At 69.3% G+C, this 26,103-nt stretch carries 24 protein-coding genes; 11 read left to right on the top strand and 13 right to left on the bottom strand.

The window, feature by feature from the left end:
• The first annotated feature begins 3 nt into the window (after positions 1-3).
• Genes EL338_RS26550 through secG form a run of 3 tightly spaced genes read left to right on the top strand, consistent with a single transcriptional unit; the run spans position 4 to position 2,308 of the window.
• Entirely contained in the window at positions 4-1,230 is a 1,227-nt protein-coding gene (locus tag EL338_RS26550) for a phosphoglycerate kinase (RefSeq protein ID WP_126334162.1), read from the top strand.
• 30 nt (positions 1,231-1,260) lie between these two features.
• Positions 1,261-2,046, top strand: coding sequence for a triose-phosphate isomerase (gene tpiA / locus EL338_RS26545; RefSeq protein WP_126334161.1), 786 nt, complete (start codon positions 1,261-1,263; stop codon positions 2,044-2,046).
• Between the two features lie 25 nt (positions 2,047-2,071).
• Complete coding sequence (secG, locus tag EL338_RS13145; protein ID WP_126334160.1) at positions 2,072-2,308, top strand: preprotein translocase subunit SecG; 237 nt, start codon at positions 2,072-2,074, stop codon at positions 2,306-2,308.
• A 3-nt stretch (positions 2,309-2,311) separates the two neighbouring features.
• Here the strand turns inward: secG and EL338_RS13140 are convergent, their stop codons facing one another.
• A complete protein-coding gene (locus EL338_RS13140; RefSeq protein WP_126334159.1) occupies positions 2,312-2,710 on the bottom strand; it encodes a hypothetical protein in 399 nt (132 codons plus the stop codon).
• Positions 2,711-2,808: 98 nt separating this feature from the next.
• On the opposite strand from EL338_RS13140, the gene ppc reads away from it, so the two are divergent.
• Complete coding sequence (gene ppc, locus EL338_RS13135; RefSeq protein ID WP_126334158.1) at positions 2,809-5,598, top strand: phosphoenolpyruvate carboxylase; 2,790 nt, start codon at positions 2,809-2,811, stop codon at positions 5,596-5,598.
• A 26-nt stretch (positions 5,599-5,624) separates the two neighbouring features.
• On the top strand, positions 5,625-6,218 hold the full coding sequence (locus EL338_RS13130; RefSeq protein ID WP_126334157.1) for a TetR/AcrR family transcriptional regulator: 594 nt from the start codon (positions 5,625-5,627) through the stop codon (positions 6,216-6,218).
• Here EL338_RS13130 and EL338_RS13125 read toward each other — a convergent pair.
• Positions 6,211-7,359, bottom strand: coding sequence for a DUF1214 domain-containing protein (locus tag EL338_RS13125; RefSeq protein ID WP_126334156.1), 1,149 nt, complete (start codon positions 7,357-7,359; stop codon positions 6,211-6,213). The two genes, EL338_RS13130 and EL338_RS13125, sit on opposite strands and share 8 nt — an antisense overlap.
• Before the next feature lie 75 nt (positions 7,360-7,434).
• Between EL338_RS13125 and EL338_RS13120 the strand changes: the two genes are divergently transcribed.
• Positions 7,435-8,700, top strand: coding sequence for a sulfotransferase family protein (locus EL338_RS13120; protein ID WP_235666130.1), 1,266 nt, complete (start codon positions 7,435-7,437; stop codon positions 8,698-8,700).
• A 20-nt stretch (positions 8,701-8,720) separates the two neighbouring features.
• Here the strand turns inward: EL338_RS13120 and EL338_RS13115 are convergent, their stop codons facing one another.
• Positions 8,721-9,110 (bottom strand): ATPase, encoded by a 390-nt coding sequence (locus EL338_RS13115; RefSeq protein WP_126334155.1) that lies wholly within the window; start codon positions 9,108-9,110, stop codon positions 8,721-8,723.
• A 144-nt stretch (positions 9,111-9,254) separates the two neighbouring features.
• On the opposite strand from EL338_RS13115, the gene EL338_RS13110 reads away from it, so the two are divergent.
• The 3 genes from EL338_RS13110 to EL338_RS13100 are packed head-to-tail and all read left to right on the top strand — an operon-like array spanning position 9,255 to position 12,120.
• The gene (locus EL338_RS13110) at positions 9,255-9,956 is read left to right on the top strand and encodes a (Fe-S)-binding protein (RefSeq protein ID WP_235666516.1); all 702 of its coding nucleotides are present in this window, start codon (positions 9,255-9,257) and stop codon (positions 9,954-9,956) included.
• A complete protein-coding gene (locus EL338_RS13105; RefSeq protein WP_126334153.1) occupies positions 9,953-11,476 on the top strand; it encodes a lactate utilization protein B in 1,524 nt (507 codons plus the stop codon). The genes EL338_RS13110 and EL338_RS13105 overlap by 4 nt, the downstream gene beginning before the upstream one ends.
• A complete protein-coding gene (locus EL338_RS13100; RefSeq protein WP_126334152.1) occupies positions 11,473-12,120 on the top strand; it encodes a LutC/YkgG family protein in 648 nt (215 codons plus the stop codon). Before EL338_RS13105 ends, EL338_RS13100 begins: the two co-directional genes overlap by 4 nt.
• Here the strand turns inward: EL338_RS13100 and pgl are convergent.
• The 5 genes from pgl to tkt are packed head-to-tail and all read right to left on the bottom strand — an operon-like array spanning position 12,117 to position 18,573.
• Complete coding sequence (gene pgl / locus EL338_RS13095; protein ID WP_126334151.1) at positions 12,117-12,869, bottom strand: 6-phosphogluconolactonase; 753 nt, start codon at positions 12,867-12,869, stop codon at positions 12,117-12,119. The genes EL338_RS13100 and pgl overlap by 4 nt on opposite strands.
• Positions 12,866-13,777, bottom strand: coding sequence for a glucose-6-phosphate dehydrogenase assembly protein OpcA (opcA, locus tag EL338_RS13090; protein WP_126334150.1), 912 nt, complete (start codon positions 13,775-13,777; stop codon positions 12,866-12,868). The genes pgl and opcA overlap by 4 nt, the downstream gene beginning before the upstream one ends.
• Positions 13,774-15,327, bottom strand: a complete 1,554-nt coding sequence (gene zwf / locus EL338_RS13085) for a glucose-6-phosphate dehydrogenase (RefSeq protein WP_126334149.1) — start codon at positions 15,325-15,327, stop codon at positions 13,774-13,776. Before zwf ends, opcA begins: the two co-directional genes overlap by 4 nt.
• On the bottom strand, positions 15,324-16,463 hold the full coding sequence (tal, locus tag EL338_RS13080) for a transaldolase (protein WP_126334148.1): 1,140 nt from the start codon (positions 16,461-16,463) through the stop codon (positions 15,324-15,326). The genes zwf and tal overlap by 4 nt, the downstream gene beginning before the upstream one ends.
• Before the next feature lie 10 nt (positions 16,464-16,473).
• Positions 16,474-18,573: a transketolase gene (gene tkt / locus EL338_RS13075; RefSeq protein WP_126334147.1), complete on the bottom strand. Its 2,100-nt coding sequence runs from the start codon at positions 18,571-18,573 to the stop codon at positions 16,474-16,476.
• A 201-nt stretch (positions 18,574-18,774) separates the two neighbouring features.
• On the opposite strand from tkt, the gene EL338_RS13070 reads away from it, so the two are divergent.
• A complete protein-coding gene (locus EL338_RS13070) occupies positions 18,775-19,695 on the top strand; it encodes a heme o synthase (protein WP_126334146.1) in 921 nt (306 codons plus the stop codon).
• A gap of 25 nt (positions 19,696-19,720) precedes the next feature.
• Here EL338_RS13070 and EL338_RS13065 read toward each other — a convergent pair whose 3' ends face one another.
• A complete protein-coding gene (locus tag EL338_RS13065) occupies positions 19,721-20,695 on the bottom strand; it encodes a quinone oxidoreductase family protein (RefSeq protein WP_163792145.1) in 975 nt (324 codons plus the stop codon).
• Positions 20,696-20,725: 30 nt separating this feature from the next.
• Here EL338_RS13065 and EL338_RS13060 point away from each other — a divergent pair, with 30 nt between their 5' ends.
• A complete protein-coding gene (locus EL338_RS13060; protein ID WP_126334144.1) occupies positions 20,726-21,661 on the top strand; it encodes an ATP-grasp domain-containing protein in 936 nt (311 codons plus the stop codon).
• Here EL338_RS13060 and EL338_RS13055 read toward each other — a convergent pair.
• Genes EL338_RS13055 through mptB form a run of 4 tightly spaced genes read right to left on the bottom strand, consistent with a single transcriptional unit; the run spans position 21,611 to position 25,981 of the window.
• Complete coding sequence (locus EL338_RS13055; protein WP_126334143.1) at positions 21,611-22,555, bottom strand: COX15/CtaA family protein; 945 nt, start codon at positions 22,553-22,555, stop codon at positions 21,611-21,613. The two genes, EL338_RS13060 and EL338_RS13055, sit on opposite strands and share 51 nt — an antisense overlap.
• Positions 22,556-22,602: 47 nt before the next feature.
• Positions 22,603-23,379 (bottom strand): ABC transporter permease, encoded by a 777-nt coding sequence (locus tag EL338_RS13050; protein ID WP_126334142.1) that lies wholly within the window; start codon positions 23,377-23,379, stop codon positions 22,603-22,605.
• Positions 23,376-24,317: an ABC transporter ATP-binding protein gene (locus tag EL338_RS13045; RefSeq protein ID WP_235666129.1), complete on the bottom strand. Its 942-nt coding sequence runs from the start codon at positions 24,315-24,317 to the stop codon at positions 23,376-23,378. The genes EL338_RS13050 and EL338_RS13045 overlap by 4 nt, the downstream gene beginning before the upstream one ends.
• Entirely contained in the window at positions 24,314-25,981 is a 1,668-nt protein-coding gene (gene mptB, locus EL338_RS13040; protein WP_126334141.1) for a polyprenol phosphomannose-dependent alpha 1,6 mannosyltransferase MptB, read from the bottom strand. The genes EL338_RS13045 and mptB overlap by 4 nt, the downstream gene beginning before the upstream one ends.
• Positions 25,982-26,103 lie beyond the last annotated feature (122 nt).

The following is a 26,103-nucleotide window of genomic DNA, read 5'->3' as shown; positions in this document are numbered from 1 at the left end:
CCGATGAGCGTCAAGACACTCGATGATCTTCTGGCGGAGGGTGTTTCGGGTCGGGGCGTGCTCGTACGCTCCGATCTGAACGTCCCGCTGGACGACGACGGCAATATTTCGGACCCGGGGCGGATCATCGCCTCGCTGCCCACGCTGCGGGCGCTGGTCGAGGCCGGGGCCAAAGTGGTGGTGACCGCTCACCTCGGCCGACCCAAAGGGGAGCCGGACCCGAAGTTCTCGCTGGCCCCGGTGGCCAAGGAGCTCGGCGAGCGGCTCGGGCGCCATGTGCAACTCGCCGGCGACGTGGTGGGCACCGACGCGCTCGCCCGCGCCGAGGGGCTCACCGACGGCGACGTGCTGCTGCTGGAGAACATCCGCTTCGATCCGCGCGAGACCAGTAAGGACGAGGCCGAGCGCACCGCGCTGGCCAAGGCCCTGATCGAGCTCGTCGACACCCCCGGCGGGCCGACCCCGGCCTTCGTCTCCGACGGCTTCGGCGTGGTGCATCGCAAGCAGGCCTCGGTCTACGACGTCGCCAAGCTGCTCCCGCACTTCGCGGGCAACCTGGTGGCCACCGAGGTCAAGGTGCTGCAGCAGTTGACCGAATCCTCCGATCGCCCCTACGCCGTGGTGCTGGGCGGATCGAAGGTCTCGGACAAGCTGGCGGTCATCGAGAACCTGGCCACCAAAGCCGACAGTCTGATCATCGGCGGCGGCATGTGCTTCACTTTCCTTGCCGCCCAAGGCTTCTCGGTCGGTTCCTCGCTGCTGCAGGAGGAGATGGTCGACACCTGCCGCAAGTTGCTGGCGGACTACGGCGACGTGATCCACCTGCCGGTGGACATCGTGGTGGCCGAGAAGTTCGCCGCCGATTCCCCGCCGGAGACCGTGGCCGCCGACCGCATCCCGGACGGCAAGATGGGCCTCGACATCGGCCCGGAGTCCGTCAAGCGCTTCACCACCCTGCTGTCCAACGCCAAGACGGTGTTCTGGAACGGCCCGATGGGCGTCTTCGAGTTCCCGGCGTTCTCGGCGGGCACCAAGGGCCTCGCCGAGGCCATCATCGGGGCCACCGAAAAGGGTGGCTTCAGCGTGGTGGGCGGCGGCGACTCCGCCGCGGCGGTGCGCCAGCTCGGCCTGCCCGAGGACGGCTTCTCCCACATCTCCACCGGGGGCGGCGCGTCGTTGGAGTACCTCGAGGGCAAGGAACTGCCCGGCATCTCGGTCCTGCAGAACTGAACAGATCGCACAGATCGCTAGGAGAACCACGTGTCCCGTAAGCCGCTGATCGCCGGCAACTGGAAGATGAACCTCAATCACTTCGAGGCCATCGCCCTGGTGCAGAAGATCGCCTTCTCGTTGCCAGACAAGTACTTCGACAAGGTCGACGTCACCGTCATCCCGCCGTTCACCGATCTGCGCAGCGTGCAGACCCTGGTCGACGGGGACAAGCTGCGGCTGACCTACGGCGCCCAGGATCTCTCCCAGCACGACTCCGGCGCCTACACCGGCGAGATCAGCGGCGCCTTCCTGGCCAAGCTCGGCTGCACGTTCGTCGTCGTCGGCCATTCGGAGCGCCGCACCTACCACCACGAGGACAACGCGTTGGTCGCCGCCAAGGCGGCCGCCGCGCTCAAGCACGAGCTGACCCCCATCGTCTGCATCGGTGAGGGCCTCGAGGTCCGCGAGGCCGGCGAGCACGTCGCCTACAACGTCACCCAGCTCAAGGAGTCGCTGGCGGGGTTGTCTCCCGAGCAGATCGGCACGCTGGTGATCGCCTACGAGCCGGTCTGGGCCATCGGCACCGGCCGGGTGGCCAGCGCCGCCGACGCGCAGGAGGTCTGCGCGGCGATTCGCGCCGAACTCGCCGAGCTGGCCGGCGCGGAGATCGCCAACACCGTCCGGGTGCTCTACGGCGGGTCGGTCAACGCCAAGAACGTCGGCGAGATCGTCGCACAGAAAGATGTCGACGGCGCGCTGGTCGGCGGGGCTTCGCTGGACGGCGAACAGTTCGCGATGCTCTCGGCGATCGCCGCCGGCGGTCCGCTGCCCTGAATCACCCCCGTGTAAGGTGTCTGCCATGGAATTGGCTCTGCAGATCCTCTTGGTGATCACCAGCCTGCTGGTGATTTTGTTGGTGCTGTTGCACCGCGCCAAGGGCGGCGGCCTGTCCACGTTGTTCGGCGGCGGCGTGCAATCGAGCCTGTCGGGATCGACCGTGGTGGAGAAGAACCTCGACCGGTTGACGCTGTTCGTCACCGGCATCTGGGTGGTCACCATCGTCGGCATCGGCCTGCAGATCAAGTACGGCGCGTAGACCTCACCCGGTAGCGGGCCCGATCGGGACCGTCGGTCCCACCACTTCTGGCGGGGCCTGACCCGGGTCGAGCTGGACCTCCGGCGCATCGTCGATGATTCTCGGCGGGACGGTCCGCGGACCCTGCGGCGCGACCTGAACCTCGGCCGGCGGTGCCGTGCATCCGTGCGGGTCCGCCGGGAGTGTCGGCACGCCCCCGGAGTCGATGCAACACTGCACCGACGGCTTTGTGGTGTTCTGCATGCAGTCGTCGTATTCCTCGATGTCCCAGGTGTTGTCGATGGGGGCCGCCAGCGCGGTCGCCGGCGCGCCGAGCGCCAGGGCGACAGCCCAGCCGACGACCGCCAGGCGGGCGGGAAACTTGGCGTGGGATACGGAATCGGAAATCGTGTCGGTGTTCATGGTGGGTTCCTCCTATCCGTGCGTATAAGCGTGCGCCGATAACGGTCTGGAGGTGGCGTTTTGCCGAATCGGCCCGGGCTCTGTCGATACTGGTAGCCATGGCCCAAAATTCCGAAGTCCTCGCACCGATCGGCGCCGTGCACCGCACGCAGGTGGGCCGGGAGGCCACCGAACCGATGCGCGAGGACATTCGGCTGCTCGGCGCGATCCTGGGCGACACCATTCGGGAGCAGCATGGCGAGACGGTCTTCGATCTGGTCGAACGTGCCCGGGTGGAATCGTTTCGGGTGCGGCGTTCCGAGATCGACCGCGCCGAACTGGCCGAGCTGTTCCGCGGCATCGACTCCCGCGATGCCATCCCGGTCATCCGGGCGTTCACCCAATTCGCGCTGCTGGCCAACGTGGCCGAGGACATCCACCGGGAACGCCGCCGGGCCATCCACGTCGCCGCCGGCGAACCGCCGCAGGACTCCAGCCTGGCCGCCACCTACGCGAAGCTGGACGCGGCTGACCTGGACGTCGACAGTGTTGCCGAGGCCCTGGCCGGAGCCCTGGTGTCGCCGGTGATCACGGCCCACCCGACCGAGACCCGGCGTCGCACGGTGTTCGACACCCAGCACCGCATCACCGAACTGATGCGGCAGCGCGCCACCGGCGACGGTTCCGCCGAGATCGAATCGGAGTTGCGGCGCCAGATCCTGACCATGTGGCAGACCGCGCTGATCCGGTTGTCCCGGTTGAAGATCTCCGACGAGATCGAGACCGGTCTGCGGTATTACCAGGCGGCGTTCCTCGAGGTCATCCCGCAGGTGAACGCCGAGGTGCGCGCGGCGTTGCAACACCGCTGGCCGGACGCCGATCTGCTGGCGCGGCCCATCCTGCGGCCCGGTTCGTGGATCGGCGGGGACCGCGACGGCAACCCGAACGTCACCGCCGCGATCGTCCGGATGGCCACCGGCAACGCCGCCGAGGTCGCGTTCGCGCACTACTTCGTCGAACTGACGGCCCTGGAACGGGAGCTGTCGATGTCGGCCCGGTTGGTGCGCATCACCGACGAGGTCGCCGCGCTGGGCCAGGACTGCCACGACGCGGCCCGCGCCGACGAACCGTACCGGCGTGCGGTGCGCGTCATTCACGCCCGCCTGACGGCCACCGCCGTCGAGATCCTGGATCGGCGGCCCGACCACGGTCTGGATCTCGGGCTGCCGCGCTACGAGACACCCGCGCAGTTGTTGGCCGACCTCGACGCCGTGGACGTGTCCCTGCGCGGGCACGGTAGCGCGCCGCTGGCCGACGATCGTCTGGCCCGGTTGCGAGAGGCGTTGCGGGTCTTCGGTTTTCATCTCAGTGGCCTGGACATGCGGCAGAACTCCGATGTGCACGAGGAGGTGGTCGCCGAGCTGTTCGCCTGGGCCGGCGTACACCCCGATTACGCGGGCCTGGCCGAGGCGGAGCGGGTCGAACTGCTGCTCGGCGAGTTGGCCACCCGTCGCCCGTTGACGGGCGGCGGTGCCGGGCTGTCCGAGTTGGCCGTCAAGGAACTCGACATCGTGCGCGCGGCGGCGCGCGCGGTCCGGGTGTTCGGCCCCGACGCGGTGCCCAACTACGTCATCTCGATGTGCCGGTCGGTCTCGGACCTGCTCGAGGCCGCGGTCCTGCTCAAGGAGGCCGGCCTGCTCGACGCCGCCGACGAGCGGCCGTACTGTCCGGTCGGCATCGTGCCGCTGTTCGAGACCATCGAGGATCTGCAGCGGGGTGCGTCGGTGATGCGGGACGCCCTGGCGTTGCCGCTCTATCGCGCGCTGGTGCGGGCGCGCGGCGACAGCCAGGAGGTGATGCTGGGTTATTCGGACTCCAACAAGGACGGCGGATACCTGGCCGCCAACTGGGCGTTGTACCGGGCCGAGTTGGATCTGGTCGAGATGGCGCGGCAGACCCGGATCCGGTTGCGACTCTTCCACGGTCGCGGCGGCACGGTCGGTCGCGGCGGCGGGCCGAGCTACGACGCGATCCTGGCCCAACCGCCCGGCGCGGTGCGCGGCTCGCTGCGCCTGACCGAGCAGGGCGAGGTGATCGCCGCCAAGTACGCCGAGCCCCGGCTGGCCCGGCGCAACCTGGAGACGTTGGTGGCAGCCACCCTCGAGTCGACGCTGCTGGACACCGAAGGACTCGGGGAGTTCGCCGACACCGCGTATCAGGTACTCGATGATCTCGCGGGGCGCGCGCAACGCGCCTACGCCGAACTCGTCCACCAGACACCGGGTTTCGTCGACTACTTCGAGGCTTCCACGCCGGTCAGTGAGATCGGCGCCCTCAACATCGGCAGCCGGCCCACCTCCCGCAAGCCCACCACCGACATCTCCGATCTGCGGGCCATCCCGTGGGTGTTGGCCTGGAGTCAGTCCCGGGTGATGCTGCCGGGCTGGTACGGCACCGGTTCGGCGTTCGAGCAGTTCATCGCCGACGGCCCGAACCCCGCCGAAGGGGTCGAGGTGTTGCGCGAGCTGTACCGACGCTGGCCGTTCTTCGCCACCGTGCTCTCGAATATGGCTCAGGTGCTGGCGAAGTCGGACCTGGGGCTGGCGGCGCGGTATGCGGAGTTGGTCGAGGACGTCGCGCTGCGCGAACTGGTCTTCGGCAAAATCCAGGACGAGCACCGACGCACCATTGTCATGCACGAACTGATCACCGGGCAGGATGACCTGCTGGCCGACAACCCGGCGCTGGCCCGGTCGGTGTTCAATCGATTCCCCTACCTGGAACCGCTGAACCATCTGCAGGTGGAGTTGCTGCGCCGCTACCGTTCCGGCGACGACGACGAGCGGGTCCAACGCGGCATCCTGCTGACCATGAGCGGGCTGGCCTCCGCGCTGCGCAACAGCGGCTGAGCGCGACACCGATAGACTCGCCCGGTATGGGACGCAGGGGATGGCGGGGTCAGCCGCCCGGCGACGACACGGAGGCGCGCAAGCGCATCGTGGACTCCGCGCTGCGCATGCTCGAGCGGCACGGGCCGCGGCGCACCACCGTCTCCCTGGTGGCCGACGATCTCGGGATCACCCGGCCCACCGTCTACCGGCACTTCGCCACCACCGAGGAACTGCTGGGGGCCGCCGCCGAGGTCGCACTCGCCGGGTGGACCGCCCGCATCGGGGAGTTGACCGCCGGTATGACCGATCCGAAAGAACTGTTGGTCGAGGCGGTGGCGCATCTGGCCGAACGGCTGCCGCAGGAGCCACTGCTGGCGCAACTGCTCGACACCGACCGGGCCCGGTCCGTCGGTCAGGCGATGGTCTCACCGGAGGCCATCGCGCGCTCGCGGGTCATGTTGGAGCACAGCCGGATCGACTGGGAAGCGCTCGGGTTCACCGGCAAGGCGTTCGACGACCTGGTCGAGTACCTGTTGCGGCTGATCCAGTCGATGGTGATCGCGCCGTCGAATCCGCCGCGGTCGGGAGCACAGTTGCGCGCCTACCTCGCGCGCTGGATCGCGCCGGTGCTCAACTGAGTTCGCGCGGCGCCTCGGCAACGGGGACGACGGCCGTCGTCGGCTGCTCGGGCAGATCGTCGGCATGGAACCACCGGAACGACATCAAGCCTTCCGGGTGGTCCTTGGTCGAGATGGCGTTCGGGTGCTCGAGCAGCTCGCGGCTGACGACGATCGTGACGGTGCCATCGCTGTTGGGGACCGCGGTGCCGGAGTTGATCCCGGCGCGGCCGTAGTCGACGTCGAGGGCGGCCATGTACTGATTCCACAACGTGAAGTTCCAGAACCGGGCCTTCGGATGGCGCGAGGTGATCACCAACGCCTCACCGGGTTCCAGCGCGAACCCGCCGAGGCCGTAGCAGGCGTCCTGCATGGAGTAGCCGTGGGTGGCGCCGCCGGCCCGGTAGGGCGGGGCGATGGTGTTGGTGGTCAGCGCCTGCCCGTCGGCGAGCTCGATCGGTGTGCGTTCCATCAGGATCAGCGGAATCAGCGCGTACATGTCCTGGGCGAAGCGCAGCGCCGAGCGCAGCGAATTCGCCACCGCAGCATCGGTTTTGGCAGGCTTGACCGGCAGCCCCGCGTGGTCGAGCACCGAGATCTCCCAATCGACGCGCCGGCCGGTCTCGGGGTGCTCGTGGTAGTCGCGAGTGATGATCCCGTGGGCATCGGGGGACAGTTCGATGAACGGTCCGTCGTAACCGTCGGGCCGGGCGGGGCCCAGCACGCAGGAGAACCGGCCGTCGTCGTCGAGGGGCATGTCGGTGTCGTAGAGCAACCCCACGGTCCGGTTGGGCCACGCGCCGGGTTCGGGTTCGTTGTAGACCGTCACCGAATACATGGCGCTGTCACCCGGTGCACCGCTGACCCGGTAGGTGCGCCGCGGGTCGACCATCGCGTAGCTGTAGTAGCAGTCGGTGTTGTCCCCGCCCCAGCGTCGGTCGGGGCGAAACGGGGTCAGCGTGTCGATGAACCGCGGCGCCACCGGATCGGCGAACAGGCTCATGTCCAGCGTCAACGCCAACATGGTGGCCAGGTTGTGGTAGCCCTCGGCCACGGCGACCTCGCCGCGCACCGCCTTGGGACCGCTGAGGAACTGTTGGTCGAATTCGGCGAAGGCACTGAGCAACTCGCGCCATGCGGCGGCGCTCTCCGGGGCGGTCATGCCCGTCATCCTAACAACATACAATGCAACGAAAACTGTAAAAACTGTAACGGATGTGGGTTAGTGTCCGTACCCGTGAACACTCCCGCTGCTTCCGCTTCGGCGACACCCGGGGCCATCCGGATCACGGATCTGGCCCGGCCCACCTTCACCTCCGAGGCGCAGGCCATCATCGACGGGATGGCGGCCATGGCCGACTACTGTCCGCTCACCGCCGATGCGCTGCACGAGCAGGCCACCGCGCAGACCGGCCTGAGCGACTTCGGGTCCCAGGATTACCGCGAACGCATGGACGTGCTCCTGCAGGCGTTCGGTGAGCTGCCCAACTTCACCGCGTTCGGCCGCACCTACGCGTTCTCACTGATGCTCACCTTCCTCAAGGGACGGCTGCGGGTCATCGACCACCTCCACCGTCATCCGGAGATCTTCGACATCCAGATCGCCGCCCCGATGGTCATCGCGGGACTGCCGCGCACCGGTACCACCCATCTGCACAGCCTGCTGGCCGCCGATCCGGCGCTGCGCTCACTGCCGTACTGGGAGGCCCAGGAACCGCTGCCCGCGCCCGGGGAGGAGGGCAGCATCGAGCCGCGCCGGCAGCGCACCGGCGATGCCCTCAACATCTCGAACACGTTGATGCCGTACTTCCAGCTGATGCACGAGATGACCATCGACCACATCCACGAGGACATCGGTCTGATGGTGCAGGACTTCGCCAGCGGTTTCTTCACCACGCTGACCCACCTGCCGCGCTGGTCGGACTACCTGCGCGACCACGACCAGACCCCGGGCTACCAGTTTCTGCGGATGATGCTGCAGGTGTTGCAACATCAGGACGGCCGCGACCGGCGCTGGGTACTCAAGAGTCCGCAGCACCTCGAGCAGTTCGTGCCGATCATGAAGGTGTTCCCCGATGCGACATTCATTGTCACCCACCGGGATCCGGTCGACGTCGCGGTGTCGATGGCGACCATGATGACCTACACCATGCGGATGAGCGTGGACAAGGTCGACGTGCCCACCGTCGCCAACTACTGGATCGGCCGGATCGACGAGATGCTCAGCGCGTGCCTGCGCGACCACGCCAAACTGCCGGCCGAGCGGACCATCGACGTGCGCTTCGACGAATTCATGGCCGACGATCTGGCGATGGTGCAACGGGTCTGGGACGTCGCGGGCTACCAACCCGACGACCAATCCCGCGCCGCGGTGGCCGCATACCTCGCCGGACACACCCGCGGCCGGTTGGGCCGGGTGGACTACCGGCCCGAGGACCTGGGGCTGGACCGTGGCGACCTGCGCCGGCGGTTCGCGCCGTACGTCGAACGCTTCGTGCGGTAGTGCGCTTCGTGGGATAGCGCTCAGAGCCCGGCGCGGTGGCGCACGGCGCTGATGGCCCCGCGCACCGCGTGTTCGGTGGCGGCGATCGGCGACACCACCGCCTCGCCCACGCCGACAATGCGCTCCACCCGATCCACGATGGCCTCGAGCCGGTCGACCATGCCGATCAACCGAGGCGCCAACTCGTCGATGCGGGTGATGGTGGCGTTGAACCGTTCCATCGTGTCGTCGAGCGTCGCGGTGGAGGTGTTCAGTTCACCGAGCGTCTCGGACAGATCCTGCAGGAGCGTGTCGACCTGCCCCACGGTGACGTCGGCGTTCAGCGCCGCCTGGGCCAGGGTCCTGATCCGCTGCTGAGCCGGGCGGGTCCGGCCGGATGGCCGCTCGGTGCTGACGTCTTTGTCTGCCATGTCCGCAAGTATGACGGCTGAGCGGCCTCAGGCCATAGGGTGGAGGCGCACGGTAATCCTGACAGCCCCTGGAGACCCATGTACCCCGGCAGTGCCGCACGCTCCCCGTCGGTGGCCTTGTTCGCCACCTGTTTCAACGACGTGATGTGGCCCGACACGCTCAAGGCCACGGTCCGACTGCTGCGCCGCCTCGGGTGTGAGCCGGACTTTCCCGCCGCGCAGACCTGCTGCGGGCAGATGTTCACCAACACCGGATATGCCCAGGAGGCGATCCCGACCGTGCGCCGTTTCGTGGAGGCGTTCGCCGGGTACGACGCCGTCGTCGCGCCGTCGGGATCGTGCGTGGCCTCGGTGCGCCATCAGCACCGCGGGATCGCCGACCGCGCCGGGGACACCACGCTGCGCGCCGCAGTGGACGAGATCACCCCGCGGGTCTTCGAGCTGTCCGAGTTCCTCGTCGACGTCCTCGGCGTCACCGACGTCGGCGCGTACTTCCCGCACCGCGTCACCTACCACCCCACCTGCCATTCGTTGCGCATGCTGCGAGTGGGGGAGCGCCCGCTGCGACTGCTGCGCGCCGTCGGCGGTATCGACCTCGTCGAACTTGGTGCGGCCGACCAATGTTGCGGCTTCGGCGGCACTTTCGCGCTGAAGAACGCCGACACCTCGGCGGCGATGGGGGCCGACAAGGTGCGCCACATCCGCGACACGCACGCCGAGGTCGTCGTGGCCAGCGACAATTCGTGCCTGGCGCAGATCGGCGGGGTGCTGTCCCGCCGGGACGCCGGGGTGCGCACCATGCACCTGGCCGAGGTGCTGGCCGCGACGGCGGAGGGAGCGCGATGAGCGCCCCGGGACATCCGCACGTCGGCGTCACCCAGGCCTTCCTCGGCATGCCCGACGCGCTGCCGAAGTTCCAGGACGCGGCCAAGACCGCGCTGGCCGACCCGGTGCTGCGCCGAAACCTCGCGCACGCCACGAGCACCATCCGCGCCAAACGGGCCGCGGTCGTCGGCGAACTCGACAACTGGGAGGACCTGCGCCTGGCCGCCGAGGCCATCAAGGACCGCGCGCTGCAGTCGCTGGACCAGCACCTGGAGAGCTTCGAGGCCAACGCCACCGCGGCCGGGACCACCGTGCACTGGGCCCGCGACGCCGAGGAGGCCAACCGGATCGTGGTGGATCTGGTCGAGGCCGCGCTGGAACCGGGGGACCGGCGCGAGGTGGTCAAGGTGAAATCGATGCTCACCCAAGAAATCGAGCTCAACGAGGCCCTGGCCGCGGCCGGGATCGACGCCTGGGAGACCGACCTGGCCGAGCTCATCGTGCAACTGGGTAAGGACTGGCCGAGTCACATCCTGGTGCCCGCGATCCACCGCAACCGCGCCGAGGTGCGCGAGATCTTCCTGGAGGAGATGGCGGCCGTGGGCCGGCCCGCGCCCGACGACCTGACCGATGAGCCGCGCCGGCTGGCCGAGGCCGCGCGGCTGCACCTGCGGGAGAAGTTCCTGCGCGCCAAGGTGGCCATCTCCGGGGCCAACTTCGCCGTGGCGGAGACCGGCAGCCTGGTGGTGGTCGAATCCGAGGGCAACGGCCGGATGTGCCTGACGCTGCCGGAGACGTTGATCTCGGTGGTGGGCATCGAGAAGATCCTGCCGTCGTGGCGCGATCTCGAGGTGTTCCTGCAGGTGCTGCCCCGCAGCAGCACCGGGGAGCGGGAGAACCCCTACACGTCGATCTGGACGGGGCCGGCCGCCGGCGACGGACCGCGGCGCATGCACGTGGTGCTGGTGGACAACGGCCGCACCGACGCGCTGGCCGACCCGGTGGGCCGCGCCGCGTTGCGCTGCATCCGCTGCTCGGCCTGCCTGAACGTGTGCCCGGTTTACGAACGCGCGGGCGGACATTCGTACGGTTCGATCTATCCGGGGCCCATCGGCGCGGTGCTCACCCCGCAGTTGCGCGGCACCGTGAGCGCGGTGGACAGGTCGCTGCCGTACGCGTCGAGTCTGTGCGGCGCCTGCTTCGACGTGTGCCCGGTGCGCATCGACATCCCGTCGCTGCTGGTGCACCTGCGCACGAAGGTCGTCGACGACCGCCGCGGCGGGGTGCCGGGTCCGGAGGCCGTCGCCATGCGCTCGGCGAGCTGGGTCCTGGCCGACCCACGGCGGTTTCGCACTGCAGCGCGGGTCGCAGCTGCCGGCGGAAAAACCTTGCGCAGTAAGCTGTTCGGCGCCAGACCGATGTTGCGTCGGCTGCCGTGGCCCGCCGCGGCCTGGTCGCGCACCCGCGACGTGCCGGTCCCGCCCACCGAGACGTTCCGGCAGTGGTGGGAGCGCACCGACGGCGGGCGGGACGAGCCGTGACCGATACCGCCGCGCGCGCGGAGATCCTGCGCCGGGTCCGCACCGCCCTGGCCGACCGGGGCGGGTCCGGTGACGCCGAGGTGCCTTGGCGCTACGGCGAACCCGTCGGCACCGGCGGCCACGACCTGATCGAACGCTTCATCGAACGCACCGCGGATTACCGGGCCGTCGTGGTCCGGGTGGGGCCCGACGAGGTGGGCGCGGCGATCGCCGACGCCCTGTCGACGACGGGGGCGCGCACCGTGATTGCCGATTCGGTGGTGCGCGACCGGTGGTCGGACGCGACGGCCGCCGACTGGCGCGACGACGACGGGCTGTCGGCCACCGATCTCGACGGCGTCGACGCGGTGGTCACCACCGCCACCGTCGGCATCGCGAACACCGGGACGCTGGTGCTCGACCACGGCCCCGGGCAGGGGCGCCGCGCGATCAGCCTGGTACCCGATGTGCACATCTGCGTGGTGGACAGCGAGCAGATTGTCAGCGATGTCCCCGAAGCCGTTGCCCGGCTGCTGGATTCGGGCTCAAACACCAGACCGTTGACCTGGATCAGCGGGCCCAGCGCCACCAGCGACATCGAACTCGACCGGGTCGAGGGCGTGCACGGCCCGCGGACCCTGCACGTGATCGTCGTGGACCGCTAGCGGGGTAGGTCGGCCGCCGCCGCGGTGTCCAGCAACCACACCGTCTTGTCCCGCCCGCGGGCCCCCGCGGCCGGGATGTCGACGGGGTCGGCACCGCCGACGGCGGCGGCCACCGCCTCGGCCTTGGCGGCGCCCGACACCACCAGCCACACCTCGCGGGCACGCCGGATCGCGGGCAGCGTCAACGTGATCCGCTGCGGCGGCGGCTTCGGCGAATCCGTCACGGCCACCACCAGCCGGGTCTGCTCGCGCACCGCGGCGGTGTCGGGGAACAACGAGTTGATGTGCCCCTCGCCGCCCATCCCGAGCAGATGGACGTCGAACACGGGGGCGGGTTCGCCCGCGGGGGCGTTGGCGGCCAGCACCTGCTCGTAGGACAGCGCGGCGGCCTCGATGTCGGAACCGAACTCGGCGTCGGCGGCCGGCATCGGGTGGACGTTGCGGGCCGGGATCTCGATCCGCTCGAGCAGCGCCTCGCGCGCCTGCTTGGCGTTGCGCTCGTCGTCGCTGTCGGGCAGGTAGCGCTCGTCGCCCCAATACAGATGCACCGCAGACCAATCGATGTCCACGCCATGTTCGGCGACGTGGCGCAGCAGCGCGATGCCGGTACCCCCGCCGGTCAGAACGATGTGCGCCTGCCCCCGGGCGGTGATCGCCGAGGTGATCGCACCGACCAGCCGCGCACCGGCGGCCGCGGCCAATTGGTCAGTGTCGGCATAGGTTTCGATGACGGTCTGGGAGTCGCTCATGCGTAAATCACCTGGGCCAGGCCCTGTAGGGCGCCGTGATAGATCTCGTCCGGGTCGAGTCGGCGCAGGTCCTCGGCCAGACAGTCGCGGGTTGCGCGCCGCGCCAACGGTAGCAGCGCATCGGGGTGCCCGGTGCGCTGCAGCGTCGCGGTGGTGCCGTCCTGGGGACGCCGCAGCGTGATGGTCTCGGAGTCCCGGGTCAGCTCGACCTTCAGTTCACCGGTGGCACGCGTCACGGTCCCCTCGATGCGGGTGGCCAGCCAGCCGGCCAGGATGTCGAGCGCGGGCTCGCCGGCCAGCCCCGACACTACCGCCGAGCGGACCGGCTCGTGCGGGGCCAGGTCGATGGCCGCGGCCAACAGCGCGCGCCAGTAGGTGATGCGGCTCCAGGACAGATCGGTGTCGCCGGCGCGGTAACCCTCGAGTCGGCTCTTGATCGCGGCCAGTGGTTCGGCGCCGTGCGAGGCGTCGGTGATGCGACGAATGGCCAACTTGCCCAACGGATCCTCGGCGGGCGCCGCGGGTGCGTCATCGGGCCACCAGGCCACCACCGGCGTATCGGGCAGCAAAAACGGGATCACCACGTTGCCGGCGTGTCCGGCCAGCGCGCCCGACAGGCGTAGCACCACGACCTCGCCGGCGCCGGCGTCGGCGCCCACCCGGATCTGCGCATCCAGCCGCGGCTGCTCGGCGTTCACGTCGCCGGGGGCCACCACGATGATCCGGCACGGATGCTCGCGGGATGCGTAATTGGCGGCCTCGATCGACTCCTCGAGCACCGCCTCGGTATCGGGGGCGATCACCAGCGTGAGCACCCGGCCCATGGTGACCGCGCCGCCCTCCTCGCGCAGTGCGATGATCTTCTTGTTGATGTCGTTGGTCGTGGTGTTCGCCAGGTCGATGATCACGGCCGCCGCCATTCCCTGCCCACGCGGTGCAGCATCTCGAACGCGGAATCCGGACCCCAGCTACCCGCGGCGTACGGCTCCGGTCCGCCGCCCTCGGCGTCGAGAGCGGCCCAGTGCTCCAACGCGGGATCGAGGATCTGCCAAGCCAATTCGACCTCCGCGTTCACCGGGAACAGCGACGGCTCGCCGAGTAGCACGTCGAGGATCAGGCGCTCGTAGGCCTCCGGTGATTCCTCGGCGAACGCCGAACCGTAGGAGAAGTCCATGTTGACGTCGCGGACCTCCATCCGGTTGCCCGGCACCTTCGACCCGAACCGCAGCGTGATGCCCTCGTCCGGTTGCACGCGGATGACCAGGGCGTTGTGACCCAGTTCCTCGGTCATGGTGGCATCGAACGGCAGGTGCGGGGCCCGCTTGAAGACCAGTGCGATCTCGGTGACCCTGCGGCCCAACCGTTTTCCCGAGCGCAAATAGAACGGCACCCCGGCCCAGCGGCGGGTGTCCACGTCGAGCGTGATCGCGGCGTAGGTCTCGGTGGTGGAGGTCTTCGCGAAGCCCTCCTCGTCGAGCAGGCCGACGACCTGCTGGCTGCCCTGCCAGCCCGCGGCGTACTGACCGCGCGCCGTCGTCTGGTCCAGCGGCTGGGCCAGTCGGGTGGCGGAGAGCACCTTGATCTTCTCCGCCTGCAACTCGGCGGGGGAGAAGTTCACGGGTTCTTCCATCGCGGTCAGCGCCAACAGCTGCAGCAGGTGGTTCTGGATGACATCGCGGGCGGCGCCGATGCCGTCGTAATAGCCTGCGCGGCCGCCCAACCCGATGTCCTCGGCCATGGTGATCTGGACGTGGTCGACGTAGTGGGCGTTCCAGATCGGTTCGAACATGGTGTTGGCGAAGCGCAACGCCAGCAGGTTCTGGACGGTCTCCTTGCCCAGGTAGTGGTCGATGCGGAACACCGAGGACTCCGGGAACACCGTGTTGACCACCGCGTTGAGCGACTCGGCGCTGGCCAGATCGTGCCCGAACGGTTTCTCGATGACCACCCGGTTCCAGCAGCCGTCGGTCTCGCGGGCCAACCCGAACTGGGCCAGCTTCTCGCACACCAGGGGAAACGCCTTGGGCGGGATCGACAGGTAGAACGCGTGATTGCCGCCGGTGCCGCGTTCCGTGTCGAGACTGTGCAGCGTGTCCGCGAGCCGCTGGAACGCCGCGTCGTCGCTGAAATCGCCCTGGACGAACCGGATTCCCTCCGACAGCCGGTCCCAGACCTCCTGGTGGAACGGCGTGCGCGCGTGCTGCTGGACCGCTTCGTAGACCTCCTTGCCGAAGTCCTCGTGGGCCCATTCCCGCCGGGCGAACCCGACCAGCGCGAACTGCGGCGGCAGCAGCCCGCGGTTGGCCAGGTCGTAGATCGCCGGCATCAGCTTCTTGCGCGCCAGATCACCGGTGACCCCGAAGATCACCACCGCGCACGGCCCCGCGATGCGGGGCATCCGCTTGTCGCGCTTGTCGCGCAGCGGATTGACCCACTCGGAGCCGGCGGGTGCGCTCATTTGCCGGCTTGGGTTTTCTCGTCCAGTTGGGCCTGGGTGGCGTCGAGGAGTTCCTGCCAGGATTTCTCGAACTTCTCGACGCCCTCGTCCTCGAGCAGCTTGAACACGTCGGGTAGGTCGACCCCGAGCGCGGCCAGTTTGTCGAAGACGATGTGGGCGGTCTCGGCCGTGCCGGTGACGGTGTCGCCGGTGATGTTGCCGTGCTCGGCGACGGCCTCGAGGGTCTTCTCCGGCATGGTGTTCACCGTGTTGGGTGCGACGAGTTCGGTGACGTAGAGGGTGTCCGGGTAATCGGGATTCTTCACCCCGGTCGATGCCCACAGCGGCCGTTGCACCCGCGCGCCTTCGGCGGCCAGCGCCTTGAACCGGTCGCCCTGTTCGAAGATCTCCTGATAGGCGGCGTAGGCCAGCCGGGCGTTGGCCACCCCGGCCTTGCCCGCGGCGTCCAGGGCGCCCTGGCGGCCGGTGTCGGCGGCGATCTTCTCGAGCCGCTTGTCGATCTCGGTGTCGACCCGGGAGACGAAGAACGAGGCCACCGAGTGGATCTTGGACAGGTCGTGCCCGGCCTCCTTGGCCTTCTCCAGGCCGGCGAGGTAGGCGTCCATCACGGCCCGGTGCCGTTCGACCGAGAAGATCAGCGTCACGTTGACGGAGATGCCCTCGGCGATCACCGCGGTGATCGCCGGCAGGCCGGCCAGGGTGGCCGGGATCTTGATCAGCAGGTTGGGCCGGTCGACGATCTTCCACAGCTCGATGGCCTGCAGGATCGTCTTGTCGGTGTCGTGGGCCAGCCGGGGATCGACCTCGATGGAGACCCGGCCGTCGACCCCGTCGGTTGCCTCGTGGACCTTGGCCAGCAGGTCGCAGGCGTTGCGGACGTCGTCGGTGGTGACGGTGCGGATGGTCGCGTCGACGTCGGCGCCGCGCTCGGCGAGTTCGGCCACCTGCGCGTCGTAGGCGTTACCGGCCGACAGCGCGGCCTGGAAGATCGACGGGTTGGTGGTGACGCCGACGACGCTGCGGGTGTCGATGAGTTCCTGCAGGTTGCCGGTCTGCAGGCGCTCCCGCGACAGGTCGTCGAGCCATACGGAGACCCCGGCGGCGCTCAGGGCCGCGAGGTTCGAATTCTGAGTCATTGGGTGCTCCCTAGTTATCCAGTGCGCGTTCGGCCGCCGCGACCACGGCCTCCGGGGTGAAGCCGAACTCGCGGAACAGCGTCTTGTCGTCGGCCGACTCGCCGTAGTGCTCGATCGAGACGATCTCGCCGGTGTCGCCGACCCATCGGTGCCATGGCATGGCTATACCCGCTTCGACCGCGACTCGCGCAGACACGGTCGGCGGCAGCACCGAGTCCTGGTACTCGCGCGGCTGCTTCTCGAACCATTCGACACACGGCATCGAGACCACCTGGGCCTTGACGTCCTTGGCGGCGAGCAGCTTCTGGGCCTCGACCGCGATCTGCACCTCGGAGCCGGTGGCGATGATGATCACGTCGGCGTCGCGGACCTCGTCGGCCGACGGGTTGCCGAGTACGTAGCCGCCCTTGGCGACGCCGTCGGCGTCGGTGCCCTCGAGCACCGGGACGCCCTGCCGGGTCAGGATGAAGCCGACCGGCCCGCTGCCGTTGCCGCGCGCGATGATGCTGCGCCACGCGTGGGCGGTCTCGTTCGGGTCGGCGGGACGCACGACGGCCAGCTGCGGGATCGCCCGCAGCGCCGCGAGGTGCTCGATGGGCTGGTGGGTCGGTCCGTCCTCGCCCAGCCCGATCGAGTCGTGGGTCCAGATGTAGATGGTGTCGATGTCCATCAGGGCGGCCAGGCGCACCGCCGGCCGCATGTAGTCGGAGAACTGCAGGAACGTGCCGCCGAACGCGCGGGTGGGGCCGTGCAGCACGATGCCGGACAGGATCGAGCCCATGGCGTGCTCGCGCACACCGAAGTGCAACACCCGGCCGTGCCAGTCGGCGGTGAAGTCGGCGGTCGAGATCGACGGCGGGCCAAACGATTTCGCACCCTTGATGGTGGTGTTGTTGCTGCCGGCAAGGTCCGCCGAGCCGCCCCAGAGTTCGGGCAGCTTCGGCGCGGTGTCGTTGAGCACCTGCCCGAACGCCGCGCGGGTGGCGACCGCCTTGGAGCCGGGCTCCCAATGCGTGATGTCGGCGTCCCAGCCGTCGGGCAACTCGTTGGCCAGCAGCCGGTCCAGCAGCTTCTTGCGCTCGGGTTCGCGCTCGGCCCAGGCCGCGTAGTCCTTCTCCCAGGTGTCGCGGACCTGCTTGCCGCGGTCGACCAGACCCCGGGTGTGGGCGATGACCTCGTCGCTGACCTCGAAGGTCTTCTCCGGGTCGAAGCCGAGGATCTTCTTGACCGCGGCGACCTCCTCGTCACCCAGGGCCGAGCCGTGGATGCCGCCGGTGTTCATCTTGTTCGGCGCGGGATAGCCGATGATGGTCCGCAGCGAAATCAGCGACGGCTTGTCGGTGACCTTCTTGGCCTCGGCGATGGCCTCCTCGATCCCGACGACGTTCTCGCCGCCCACCACGTCCTGCACGTGCCAGCCGTAGGCGCGGTAGCGGGCGCTGACGTCCTCGGACAGCGCGATGTCGGTGTCGTGCTCGATCGAGATGTGGTTCTTGTCGTAGAACACGATCAGGTTGCCGAGCTGCTGGGTACCGGCCAGCGAGGACGCCTCGCTGGTGACGCCCTCCTCGATGTCGCCGTCGGAGGCGATCACGTAGATGTAGTGGTCGAACGGGCTCTGTCCGGCCGGAGTCTCCGGATCGAACAGGCCGCGCTCGTAGCGGGCGGCCATCGCCATGCCGACCGCCGAGGCCAGGCCCTGGCCCAGCGGGCCGGTGGTGATCTCCACGCCCTTGGTGTGCCGGAACTCGGGGTGGCCCGGGGTCTTGGACTTGAAGGTGCGCAGCGCCTCGATGTCTTCGAGCTCGAGTCCGAAGCCGCCCAGGTACAGCTGCAGGTAGATCGTCAGGCTGGAGTGCCCGCAGGACAGGATGAAGCGGTCGCGGCCCAACCAGTGGGTGTCGGACGGATCGTGGCGCATTTGCCGCTGGAACAGGGTGTACGCCAGCGGCGCCAGGCTCATCGCCGTGCCGGGGTGACCGTTGCCGACTTTCTGCACCGCATCCGCGGCCAGCACCCGCACGGTGTCGACCGCCCGTGAATCCACGTCGGACCAGTCGTCCGGATGGTTCGGGACGGTGAGGTCGGCGATCTCTTCGGCTGTGGTCACAAGCGAGCTCCTTGCGGTGCAGGACGTGGCAGGTCATGGCGAACTTGGCGCCTCCCCAACCCTAGTGCGAGACGGCAAACGGGCGCAGGGCGGCTGGGGAATCGACCCGCAGGCCACCGACTCGGCGCAGCGGTCTACCATCGTCGGTAGTAGAAGCTGCGAGGCTGCCGCGACAATCGCCTGTGATGAGGAGTTAACTGCGTGAGCATCCGCGAGCGCGTCGCGCCGAGCCAAATCCGCACCACGGTGCTGGCCTATGTTGCGCTGACCAAGCCGCGGGTCATCGAGCTGCTGCTGGTCACGGCCATTCCAGCCATGCTGCTGGCCGACCGCGGCACGGTGAACCCGTTGTTGATCTTCAACACCTTGGTCGGCGGAATGATGGCCGCGGCCGGCGCCAACACGCTGAACTGTGTGGCCGACGCCGACATCGACAAGGTGATGAAGCGGACGGCGCTGCGGCCGTTGGCCCGCGCGACGGTACCGACCCGCAACGCGCTGATCTTCGGCCTGTTGCTGTCCATCGGGTCGTTCTTCTGGCTGTGGTGGACCACCAACCTGCTCTCCGGCGTGCTGGCCGTGGTCACCATCGCCTTCTACGTCTTCATCTACACGCTGCTGCTCAAGCGCCGCACCGCGCAGAACGTGGTGTGGGGCGGCGCGGCTGGCTGCATGCCGGTGATGATCGGCTGGTCGGCGGTCACGGGCACCATCGAATGGCCGGCGCTGGTGATGTTCCTGATCATCTTCTTCTGGACGCCGCCGCACACCTGGGCGCTGGCCATGCGCTACAAGGACGACTACAAGGCCGCCGGGGTACCGATGCTGCCCGCGGTCGCCACCGAGAAGCAGGTGACCCGGCAGATCCTGGTCTACACCTGGCTGACCGTGCTGACCACCGTGGCGTTGGCGCCGGCGGCGGGCTGGCTGTACGCCGCGGTCGCGCTGCTGGCCGGCGCCTGGTTCCTGATCATGGCGCATCAGCTCTACGCGGGCGTGCGCCGCGGTCAGCCGGTCAAACCGCTGCGGCTGTTCCTGCAGTCGAACAACTATCTGGCGGCCGTGTTCTGCGCGCTGGCCGTGGACTCGGCGCTGGCGCTGCCCACGCTGCTGAACCTCTGAGCGCTGAACCTCTGAGGGCGGCCCGTCAGGGCACCAAGACGACGGACCCGACGGTCTTGCGGCCCTGCAGATCGCGGTGGGCCTGCTCGGCCTCGGCCAGCGGATAGCGCGCGCTGACGTTGACCGTGATGGCCCCGGAGGCCATCGCGTCCATCAGCTCGCCGGCGCGCCAGGCGAATTCGTCGGCGGTCCGGGTGAAGTGCACCAGGTTGGGCCGGGTCAGGAACACCGAGCCGGCCGCATTGAGCCGCTGCGGATCCACCGGCGGGACCGGGCCGCTGGCCGCCCCGAACAGCGCCAGCGTGCCGCGCACCGCCAGGCTGGCCAAGCTGGCGTCGAACGTGCTCTGGCCCACCCCGTCGTAGACGGCCTGGACGCCGCGGCCGTCGGTGAGCTCACGCACCTGGGCGGCGAAGGTCTGCGGATCCTCCGGATAGTCGAGCACCTCGATGGCACCCGCCCCGCGGGACAGTTCGGCCTTCTCCGGCGTGGACGCCGTGGTGATCACCTTGGTCCCGATGCTGGTGGCCCACTGGGTCAGGATCAGCCCCACGCCACCGGCGCCGGCGTGCACCAGCACCGTGTCCGAGGGCTGGATCTCGTAGACCGACTTGATCAGGTAGTGCGCGGTCATGCCCTTCAACAGCGCCGAGGCGATCGCGTCGGAGGCGACGGCCGCCGGCACATAGGCCACGAAATCGGCCGGCGCGGTGCAGTATCCGGCGTAGGCGCCATCGGCGTTGGCCGTCACCACTCGGTCGCCGACCGTCAGCGCGGCGACGTCGTCACCGACGGCCGTGATGGTGCCGCAGACCTCGCTGCCGACCACGAACGGCAGCTCGCGTGGGTACAGCCCGGACCGGAAGTAGGTGTCGATGAAGTTCACCCCGATCGCGTCGGCCTTGATCACCACCTCGCCGGGGCCGGGCGTGGGCTCCGGCTTCTCGACGAGGGTCAGTACTTCCGGTCCACCCGTTTCGGCAACTTCGATCGCGTCCATGCTGACTATCATCCTTGACGTGAGGACCGCATGAAACTGGCCCGTCCCGATGTCTTTCATCCGAAGATCGTCCTGGCCGGCTGCACCAAGCTGGTGGAGGGCGACGGCGACGACGACGGGCTGGTCGCGGCGTTGGCTTCGCAGGGCCTCACGGCGCGGTGGAGGGCCTGGGACGACCCGGAGACCCTGCGCGCGGACCTGGTGATCCTGCGGGCCACCTGGGACTACACCGAGCGCCTCGACGAGTTCCTGGACTGGACCCGGCGGGTGCCGAACCTGCTCAATGCGCCGGACGTGGTGGCCTGGAACAGCGACAAGATCTACCTGCAGGACCTGGCCGTGGCGGGCGTCCCGGTGTGCGAGAGCGAGTTCTACGGGCCCGGAGAGATGATCCACCTGCCGGCGGGGGAAGTGGTCGTCAAACCCGCCGTCGGCGCGGGATCGGTTGGGGTGCAACGGTTCACCGACCACAATGCGGCGCGTGACCACGCCGCCACGCTGCAGGAGTCCGGGATCTCGGTGCTGGTACAACCCTACGATCGGCGCATCGAGGACGGCGAGACCGCGTTGGTGTTCATCGGCGGCGAGCAATCGCACGCCTTCACCAAGGGCCTCATCCTGCCGGCCCCCGGACACCGGCCGGACTTCGACGACTCCGGTATCTTCGCCGCCGAGTCGCTGACGCCGGCCGATCCCGACTTCGAGCTGTGGGAGGTCGGGCACGCCGCGTTGGCCGCGGCCGCGACGCAGCTGGGCATGGCCCCGTCGGAGTTCCTCTACGCCCGCGTCGATCTCATCGGCCGACGCGATCCGACGCTGCTCGAGCTCGAGCTGGTGGAACCTGCGCTGGGGTGGCGACAGCTCGACGCCGCCACCCGGCAGCGGCGGCAGCGCCGGTTCGCGCTGGCGGTCGGTTCAGCCCTGGACCGGCTCGGTCTCGGTCCGTTCTCGCATCGACGCCCATAGGGCCGCGGTGGCCGCGGTGCAGATCGCCGCGCCGGCCACGTGCAGGGCGACCAGGGCCGGCGGAATGCCGGCGAAGAACTGCACGGCGCCGACCAGTCCCTGCAGCACCACCAGCACCACCAACACCGCCAGGCGTTTGAGCACGGGCCGCGGCGCGTGCATCGCGACCAGGCCGAAGGCGAGGCCGATCAGCAGGGCCAGGTAGGCGACCAGCAGCGACGAGTGCGCGTGCACCAGGGTGAGGATCTCGATCTGCAGCCGGGCCACGGGACGTTCGATGCTCTTGTCGCCGGCGTGCGGGCCCGCGGCGGTGACCAGGGTGCCGGTCACCAGAACCGCCGCCAGGGTGACGCCGCTCAGCGCGGTGAGCTGGCGCAGTGGCTTGGCCACCACGTGGCGGGTCACGCCGACATCCGGTTCGCCGATCTTCACGTAGAGCAGCACGGCCAGCCAGACCATGGCCATCGAGGCCAGCAGATGGATGGCGACGGTCCACCACAGCAGCCCGGTGAGCACGGTGACGCCGCCGATGATGGCCTGCACCACCGTGGAGGCGGGCATCAGCCAGGCGTAGAACAGCACTTCGCGGCGGCGGCGGGCCCGCAGCACCGCCAGCACCGCGGCGATGGCGGTCAGCACCACCGCGAAGGTGATCAGCCGGTTGCCGAACTCGACCATCTGATGCACCCGCGCCACCTCGGGGTGCGGAACGGGGGTGAAGCTGCCGGGAAAACACTGCGGCCAGGTGGGACAGCCGAGCCCGGAGGCGGTGACTCGCACGATCGCGCCCGTGACGGCGATGCCGCCCTGGGTCAGGATGACCAGCGCCGCGATGATGCGCTGAGCGCGCAGGCTCGGCTCGGGTAGCAGGTCAACCAGCCGACGGAAGAACACCGCCCAAGAGTAGAGGATGCCAACTACAGGCTGTAGTACGGGCTGGTTCAGGTGAAGCGGAACCAGCGCACCGCGCACGCCGCGGCCACCGCGCCCCAGACGGCCAGCACCGCGATGCCGAACCAGTCGACCGAGACCGTCATGGCCTGGGTCAGCGATTCGGTGAGCGCGCCGGCCGGGGTCAGCCGCGCGAGGCAGTGCAGCGCCGTGGGCACCGCCTCGGTCTCCAGGGTCAGGGCGCCGAAGCCGGCGAAGACGAACCACAGCAGGTTGGCCAGCGCCAACACGATCTCGGCCCGCAGGGTGCCGCCCAACAGCAGGCCCAACGCGGCGAAGCAGACGGTGCCCAGCGCGATGATCACCGCGCCCAGCAGCAGGCCCACCGGATTCGGCCGCCAGCCCAGCGCCAGGCCGATCCCGCCCAGGAGCAGGGCCTGCAGGAACACCACGGCGACCACGGCCATCGATTTGCCGGCGATGATGCCCCACACCGGCAGCGCCGTCGCGCCGAGTCGCTTGAGGGCGCCGTAGCGCCGGTCGAACGCCACCGCGATCGCCTGCCCGGTGAAGGCGGTCGAAATCAGCGCCAGCGCCATGATCGCCGGCACGAACACGCCCGGCCGATCCTCGCCGAAGGAACCCAGCGGCAGCAGGATCAGCCCCACCAGCAGGGTGATCGGGATGAACATCGTCAACAGCAGCTGCTCGCCGTTGCGCAGCAGCAGCTTGAGTTCCAGGCCGAACTGCGCCCGCAGCATGTTGGCCACGGTGTTGGGCCGCGGATCCGGGGTGAACGTCCCCGCGGGGAACAGGCCTTCGCTCATGACCGCAGCTCCCGTCCGGTGAGATCCAGGAAGACGTCCTCGAGGCTGCGCTGTTCGACGCGCATGTCGGTGGCCAGGACGTCGAGCCGCGCGCACCACGCGGTGACCGTCGCCAGCACCTGCGGATCGATGGGCCCCTCCACCAGATACTCACCGGCGGCGACCTCGGCGGCGCGGTAGTTCTCCGGCAACGCCGAAATCAGCAGCGCCAGATCGAGTTTGTGCGGCGCGCGGAAGCGCAGCTGCCCCTCGGCCCCGGAGCGCATCAACTCGGCCGGGGTGCCCGCGGCCACCTGCCGACCGTGATCGACGATGACGATCCGGTCCGCGAGTTCCTCGGCCTCCTTGAGGTGGTGGGTGGTCAGCACGATGGTGACGCCGTCGCGGCGCAGCGCGGCGATCAGCTCCCACACGACCAGGCGGGCGTGGGCGTCCATGCCGGCGGTCGGTTCGTCGAGGAAGACCAGTTCCGGGCGGCCGACCAGCGCGCAGGCCAGGGCCAGCCGCTGCTGTTGACCGCCGGAGAGCCGACGATAGGTGGTCCGGGCCGCGTCGGTCAGGCCGAGGGTCTCCAACAGCCACGCCGGGTCGAGGGGATTGGCGGCATAGGCCGCGACCAGGTTGAGCATCTCGCCGGCCCGCGCCGCCGGATAGCCGCCCCCGCCCTGCAGCATGACCCCGATGCGGGCGCGCAACTGCGCGTTGTCGGTGTGCGGGTCGAGGCCCAGCACCTCGATCGTCCCGGCGTCGGGGCGCAGGAAGCCCTCGCACATCTCCACGGTCGTGGTCTTGCCGGCGCCGTTGGGGCCGAGCAGCGCAAGCACCTCGGCGCGGTGCACGTCGAGGTCGAGCCCCGACACCGCCGTGGTGGCTCCGTAGCTTTTGGTGACCCCGCGCAGGCGCAATGGGAGCGGCGCGGTGGTGCCAGTCGCACTCACGGAGACTCAGCGTAGGCGTCGGTGGGACCGTTGCGTGAATTCGCCGGCGTGGACGACGTCGCACCGTGCGGCAACGCGCGCCAGGGCAGCCGGTGGTAGGTGATCGCGATCAGCAGCAGCACGATCACCGTGCTGGCCAGGGTGGCGTCGATGATCTGGAACAGCGCGAAGCGATCGCCGTTGGCGGTGGGACCGAAGATGCCGACGACGAGGGTGCCGCCGATGGCGGCGATCCGGAACCCGGGCCGGGTGGCCCAGGCCGCCAGCGGGATGATCGCCCACAGCAGATACCAGGGCTGCACGACGGGGAACAGCAGCACCGTGGCGCCCAGCGCCACACCGAGCCCGCCGACGGGATGCAGCCGGCCGCGAAACACCGCCAGCAGCAGCCACGTGACGACCACCATGATGATCAGCACGCCGATGCTGCGCGTCAGCGACAGCACCGCGGTGGTGTGATCACCGAGGCCGAGCAGGATGCCGACCTGCCCGGTGCCCAGCGCCAGCAACGTCGGCGGCGACATCCAGCTGCGCACCACGTTGGCCGTGCCCAGCGTGGACAGCCAGCCGAAACCGAGGCCGCTTGCCCAGCCGATCACGGCCATGACGCCGAGCGACAGCAGCCCAAGCCCGCCGCTGGCCAGGAAGAACGCCTTGACCGTGCTGCCCCAGCGATGGCCCAGCGCCATCGCCACGAAACCCAGCGCCAGCAGCGACGGCAGCTTCACCTGGGAGGACATCGTGATCAGCACGGCACCCAGGACCAGCATCGCCGCCGGCCCCCAGCGCGCGCCCAGCGGTAGCAACGGGCGGGGGAGCAGCCGTCGGGAGGAGTCGATGCCGCGCAGCGCGAATTCGACGCCTGCCAGCATCAGGCCGAGCATCAGCGCCTCGTTGTGGATCCCGGCCACCAGGTGCATGACCAGCAGCGGGTTGGCCGCGCCCAGCCACAGCGCGCTGACCTCGGCGACGCCGCAGCGGCGGGCCAGCCGCGGGGTGGCCCACACGATCAGCGCGACGCCGAGGAGCACCAGCAGCCGGTGACACAGCACCGCGGCGACGATGTTCTCGCCGGTCAACTCGGAGATACCCGAGCCGATCCAGAGGAACAGCGGACCGTAGGGGGCGGGGGTCTCGCGCCACAGGCTGGGTACCGACAGCGTGAAGACGTGGTCGAGGCCGAGGCCCGGCGCGGGACCCACCCGGTAGGGGTCCTGGCCATTGTGAGCAATCTGACTCTGCGCCAGGTAGGAGTAGACGTCCTTGCTGTACATCGGCGGCGCGACCAGCAGCGGAAGGATCCACAGCACCAGCGTGCGGTCGAGTTGGCTGCGGGTCATCCGGCGCTCGCCGAGCGCGAAGCGGCCCAGCATCAGCCAGGCCAGCGCCATCATCACGGCCCCGGTGGTGGTCATCGTCAGCGACACGGTCTGGATGCGGGACGGCAGGTTGAGCAGTCGCACGCCGAAGGTGGGGTCCTGCACCACCGGCCGGGCACCGGCGCCGAGGGCCCCGATGGCCATCAGCACGGTGCCGGTGGCCCCGAAGAGCCTGGTCCGGCGCAGGGCGACGAGTTCGGCGTCGCCGAGCGGGGTGCCCACGGTGCGCTCGTCGCCGTGCCAACCGGCAATCGAGGTGCTGAGCGAACGTAGGCGGGCTGCCACGTGGGCAGCTTAGTCGGCGCCCGGATGCGGGCCCGGATGGTGAGCCTGGTTGGATATTCCCAGGCCGCGGTGTGACTATTCCGACAGCGCGTGGGCGGCGGGATAAGGGTGCCCTTGCTAGA

Source organism: Mycolicibacterium chitae, assembly GCF_900637205.1.
GTDB lineage: Bacteria > Actinomycetota > Actinomycetes > Mycobacteriales > Mycobacteriaceae > Mycobacterium > Mycobacterium chitae.
This window is presented reverse-complemented; position numbering and strand designations above follow the sequence as displayed.

What these genes read in the sequence shown, in the direction of transcription:
- EL338_RS26550 (WP_126334162.1), top strand. Translation starts at nt 4, where the DNA reads ATGAGCGTCAAGACACTCGATGATCTTCTGGCGGAGGGTGTTTCGGGT.
- secG (WP_126334160.1), top strand. Translation starts at nt 2,072, where the DNA reads ATGGAATTGGCTCTGCAGATCCTCTTGGTGATCACCAGCCTGCTGGTG.
- EL338_RS13140 (WP_126334159.1), bottom strand. Translation starts at nt 2,710, where the DNA reads ATGAACACCGACACGATTTCCGATTCCGTATCCCACGCCAAGTTTCCC.
- ppc (WP_126334158.1), top strand. Translation starts at nt 2,809, where the DNA reads ATGGCCCAAAATTCCGAAGTCCTCGCACCGATCGGCGCCGTGCACCGC.
- EL338_RS13130 (WP_126334157.1), top strand. Translation starts at nt 5,625, where the DNA reads ATGGGACGCAGGGGATGGCGGGGTCAGCCGCCCGGCGACGACACGGAG.
- EL338_RS13125 (WP_126334156.1), bottom strand. Translation starts at nt 7,359, where the DNA reads ATGACCGCCCCGGAGAGCGCCGCCGCATGGCGCGAGTTGCTCAGTGCC.
- EL338_RS13115 (WP_126334155.1), bottom strand. Translation starts at nt 9,110, where the DNA reads ATGGCAGACAAAGACGTCAGCACCGAGCGGCCATCCGGCCGGACCCGC.
- EL338_RS13110 (WP_235666516.1), top strand. Translation starts at nt 9,255, where the DNA reads ATGTGGCCCGACACGCTCAAGGCCACGGTCCGACTGCTGCGCCGCCTC.
- EL338_RS13105 (WP_126334153.1), top strand. Translation starts at nt 9,953, where the DNA reads ATGAGCGCCCCGGGACATCCGCACGTCGGCGTCACCCAGGCCTTCCTC.
- pgl (WP_126334151.1), bottom strand. Translation starts at nt 12,869, where the DNA reads ATGAGCGACTCCCAGACCGTCATCGAAACCTATGCCGACACTGACCAA.
- zwf (WP_126334149.1), bottom strand. Translation starts at nt 15,327, where the DNA reads ATGAGCGCACCCGCCGGCTCCGAGTGGGTCAATCCGCTGCGCGACAAG.
- tal (WP_126334148.1), bottom strand. Translation starts at nt 16,463, where the DNA reads ATGACTCAGAATTCGAACCTCGCGGCCCTGAGCGCCGCCGGGGTCTCC.
- EL338_RS13065 (WP_163792145.1), bottom strand. Translation starts at nt 20,695, where the DNA reads ATGGACGCGATCGAAGTTGCCGAAACGGGTGGACCGGAAGTACTGACC.
- EL338_RS13060 (WP_126334144.1), top strand. Translation starts at nt 20,726, where the DNA reads ATGAAACTGGCCCGTCCCGATGTCTTTCATCCGAAGATCGTCCTGGCC.
- EL338_RS13050 (WP_126334142.1), bottom strand. Translation starts at nt 23,379, where the DNA reads ATGAGCGAAGGCCTGTTCCCCGCGGGGACGTTCACCCCGGATCCGCGG.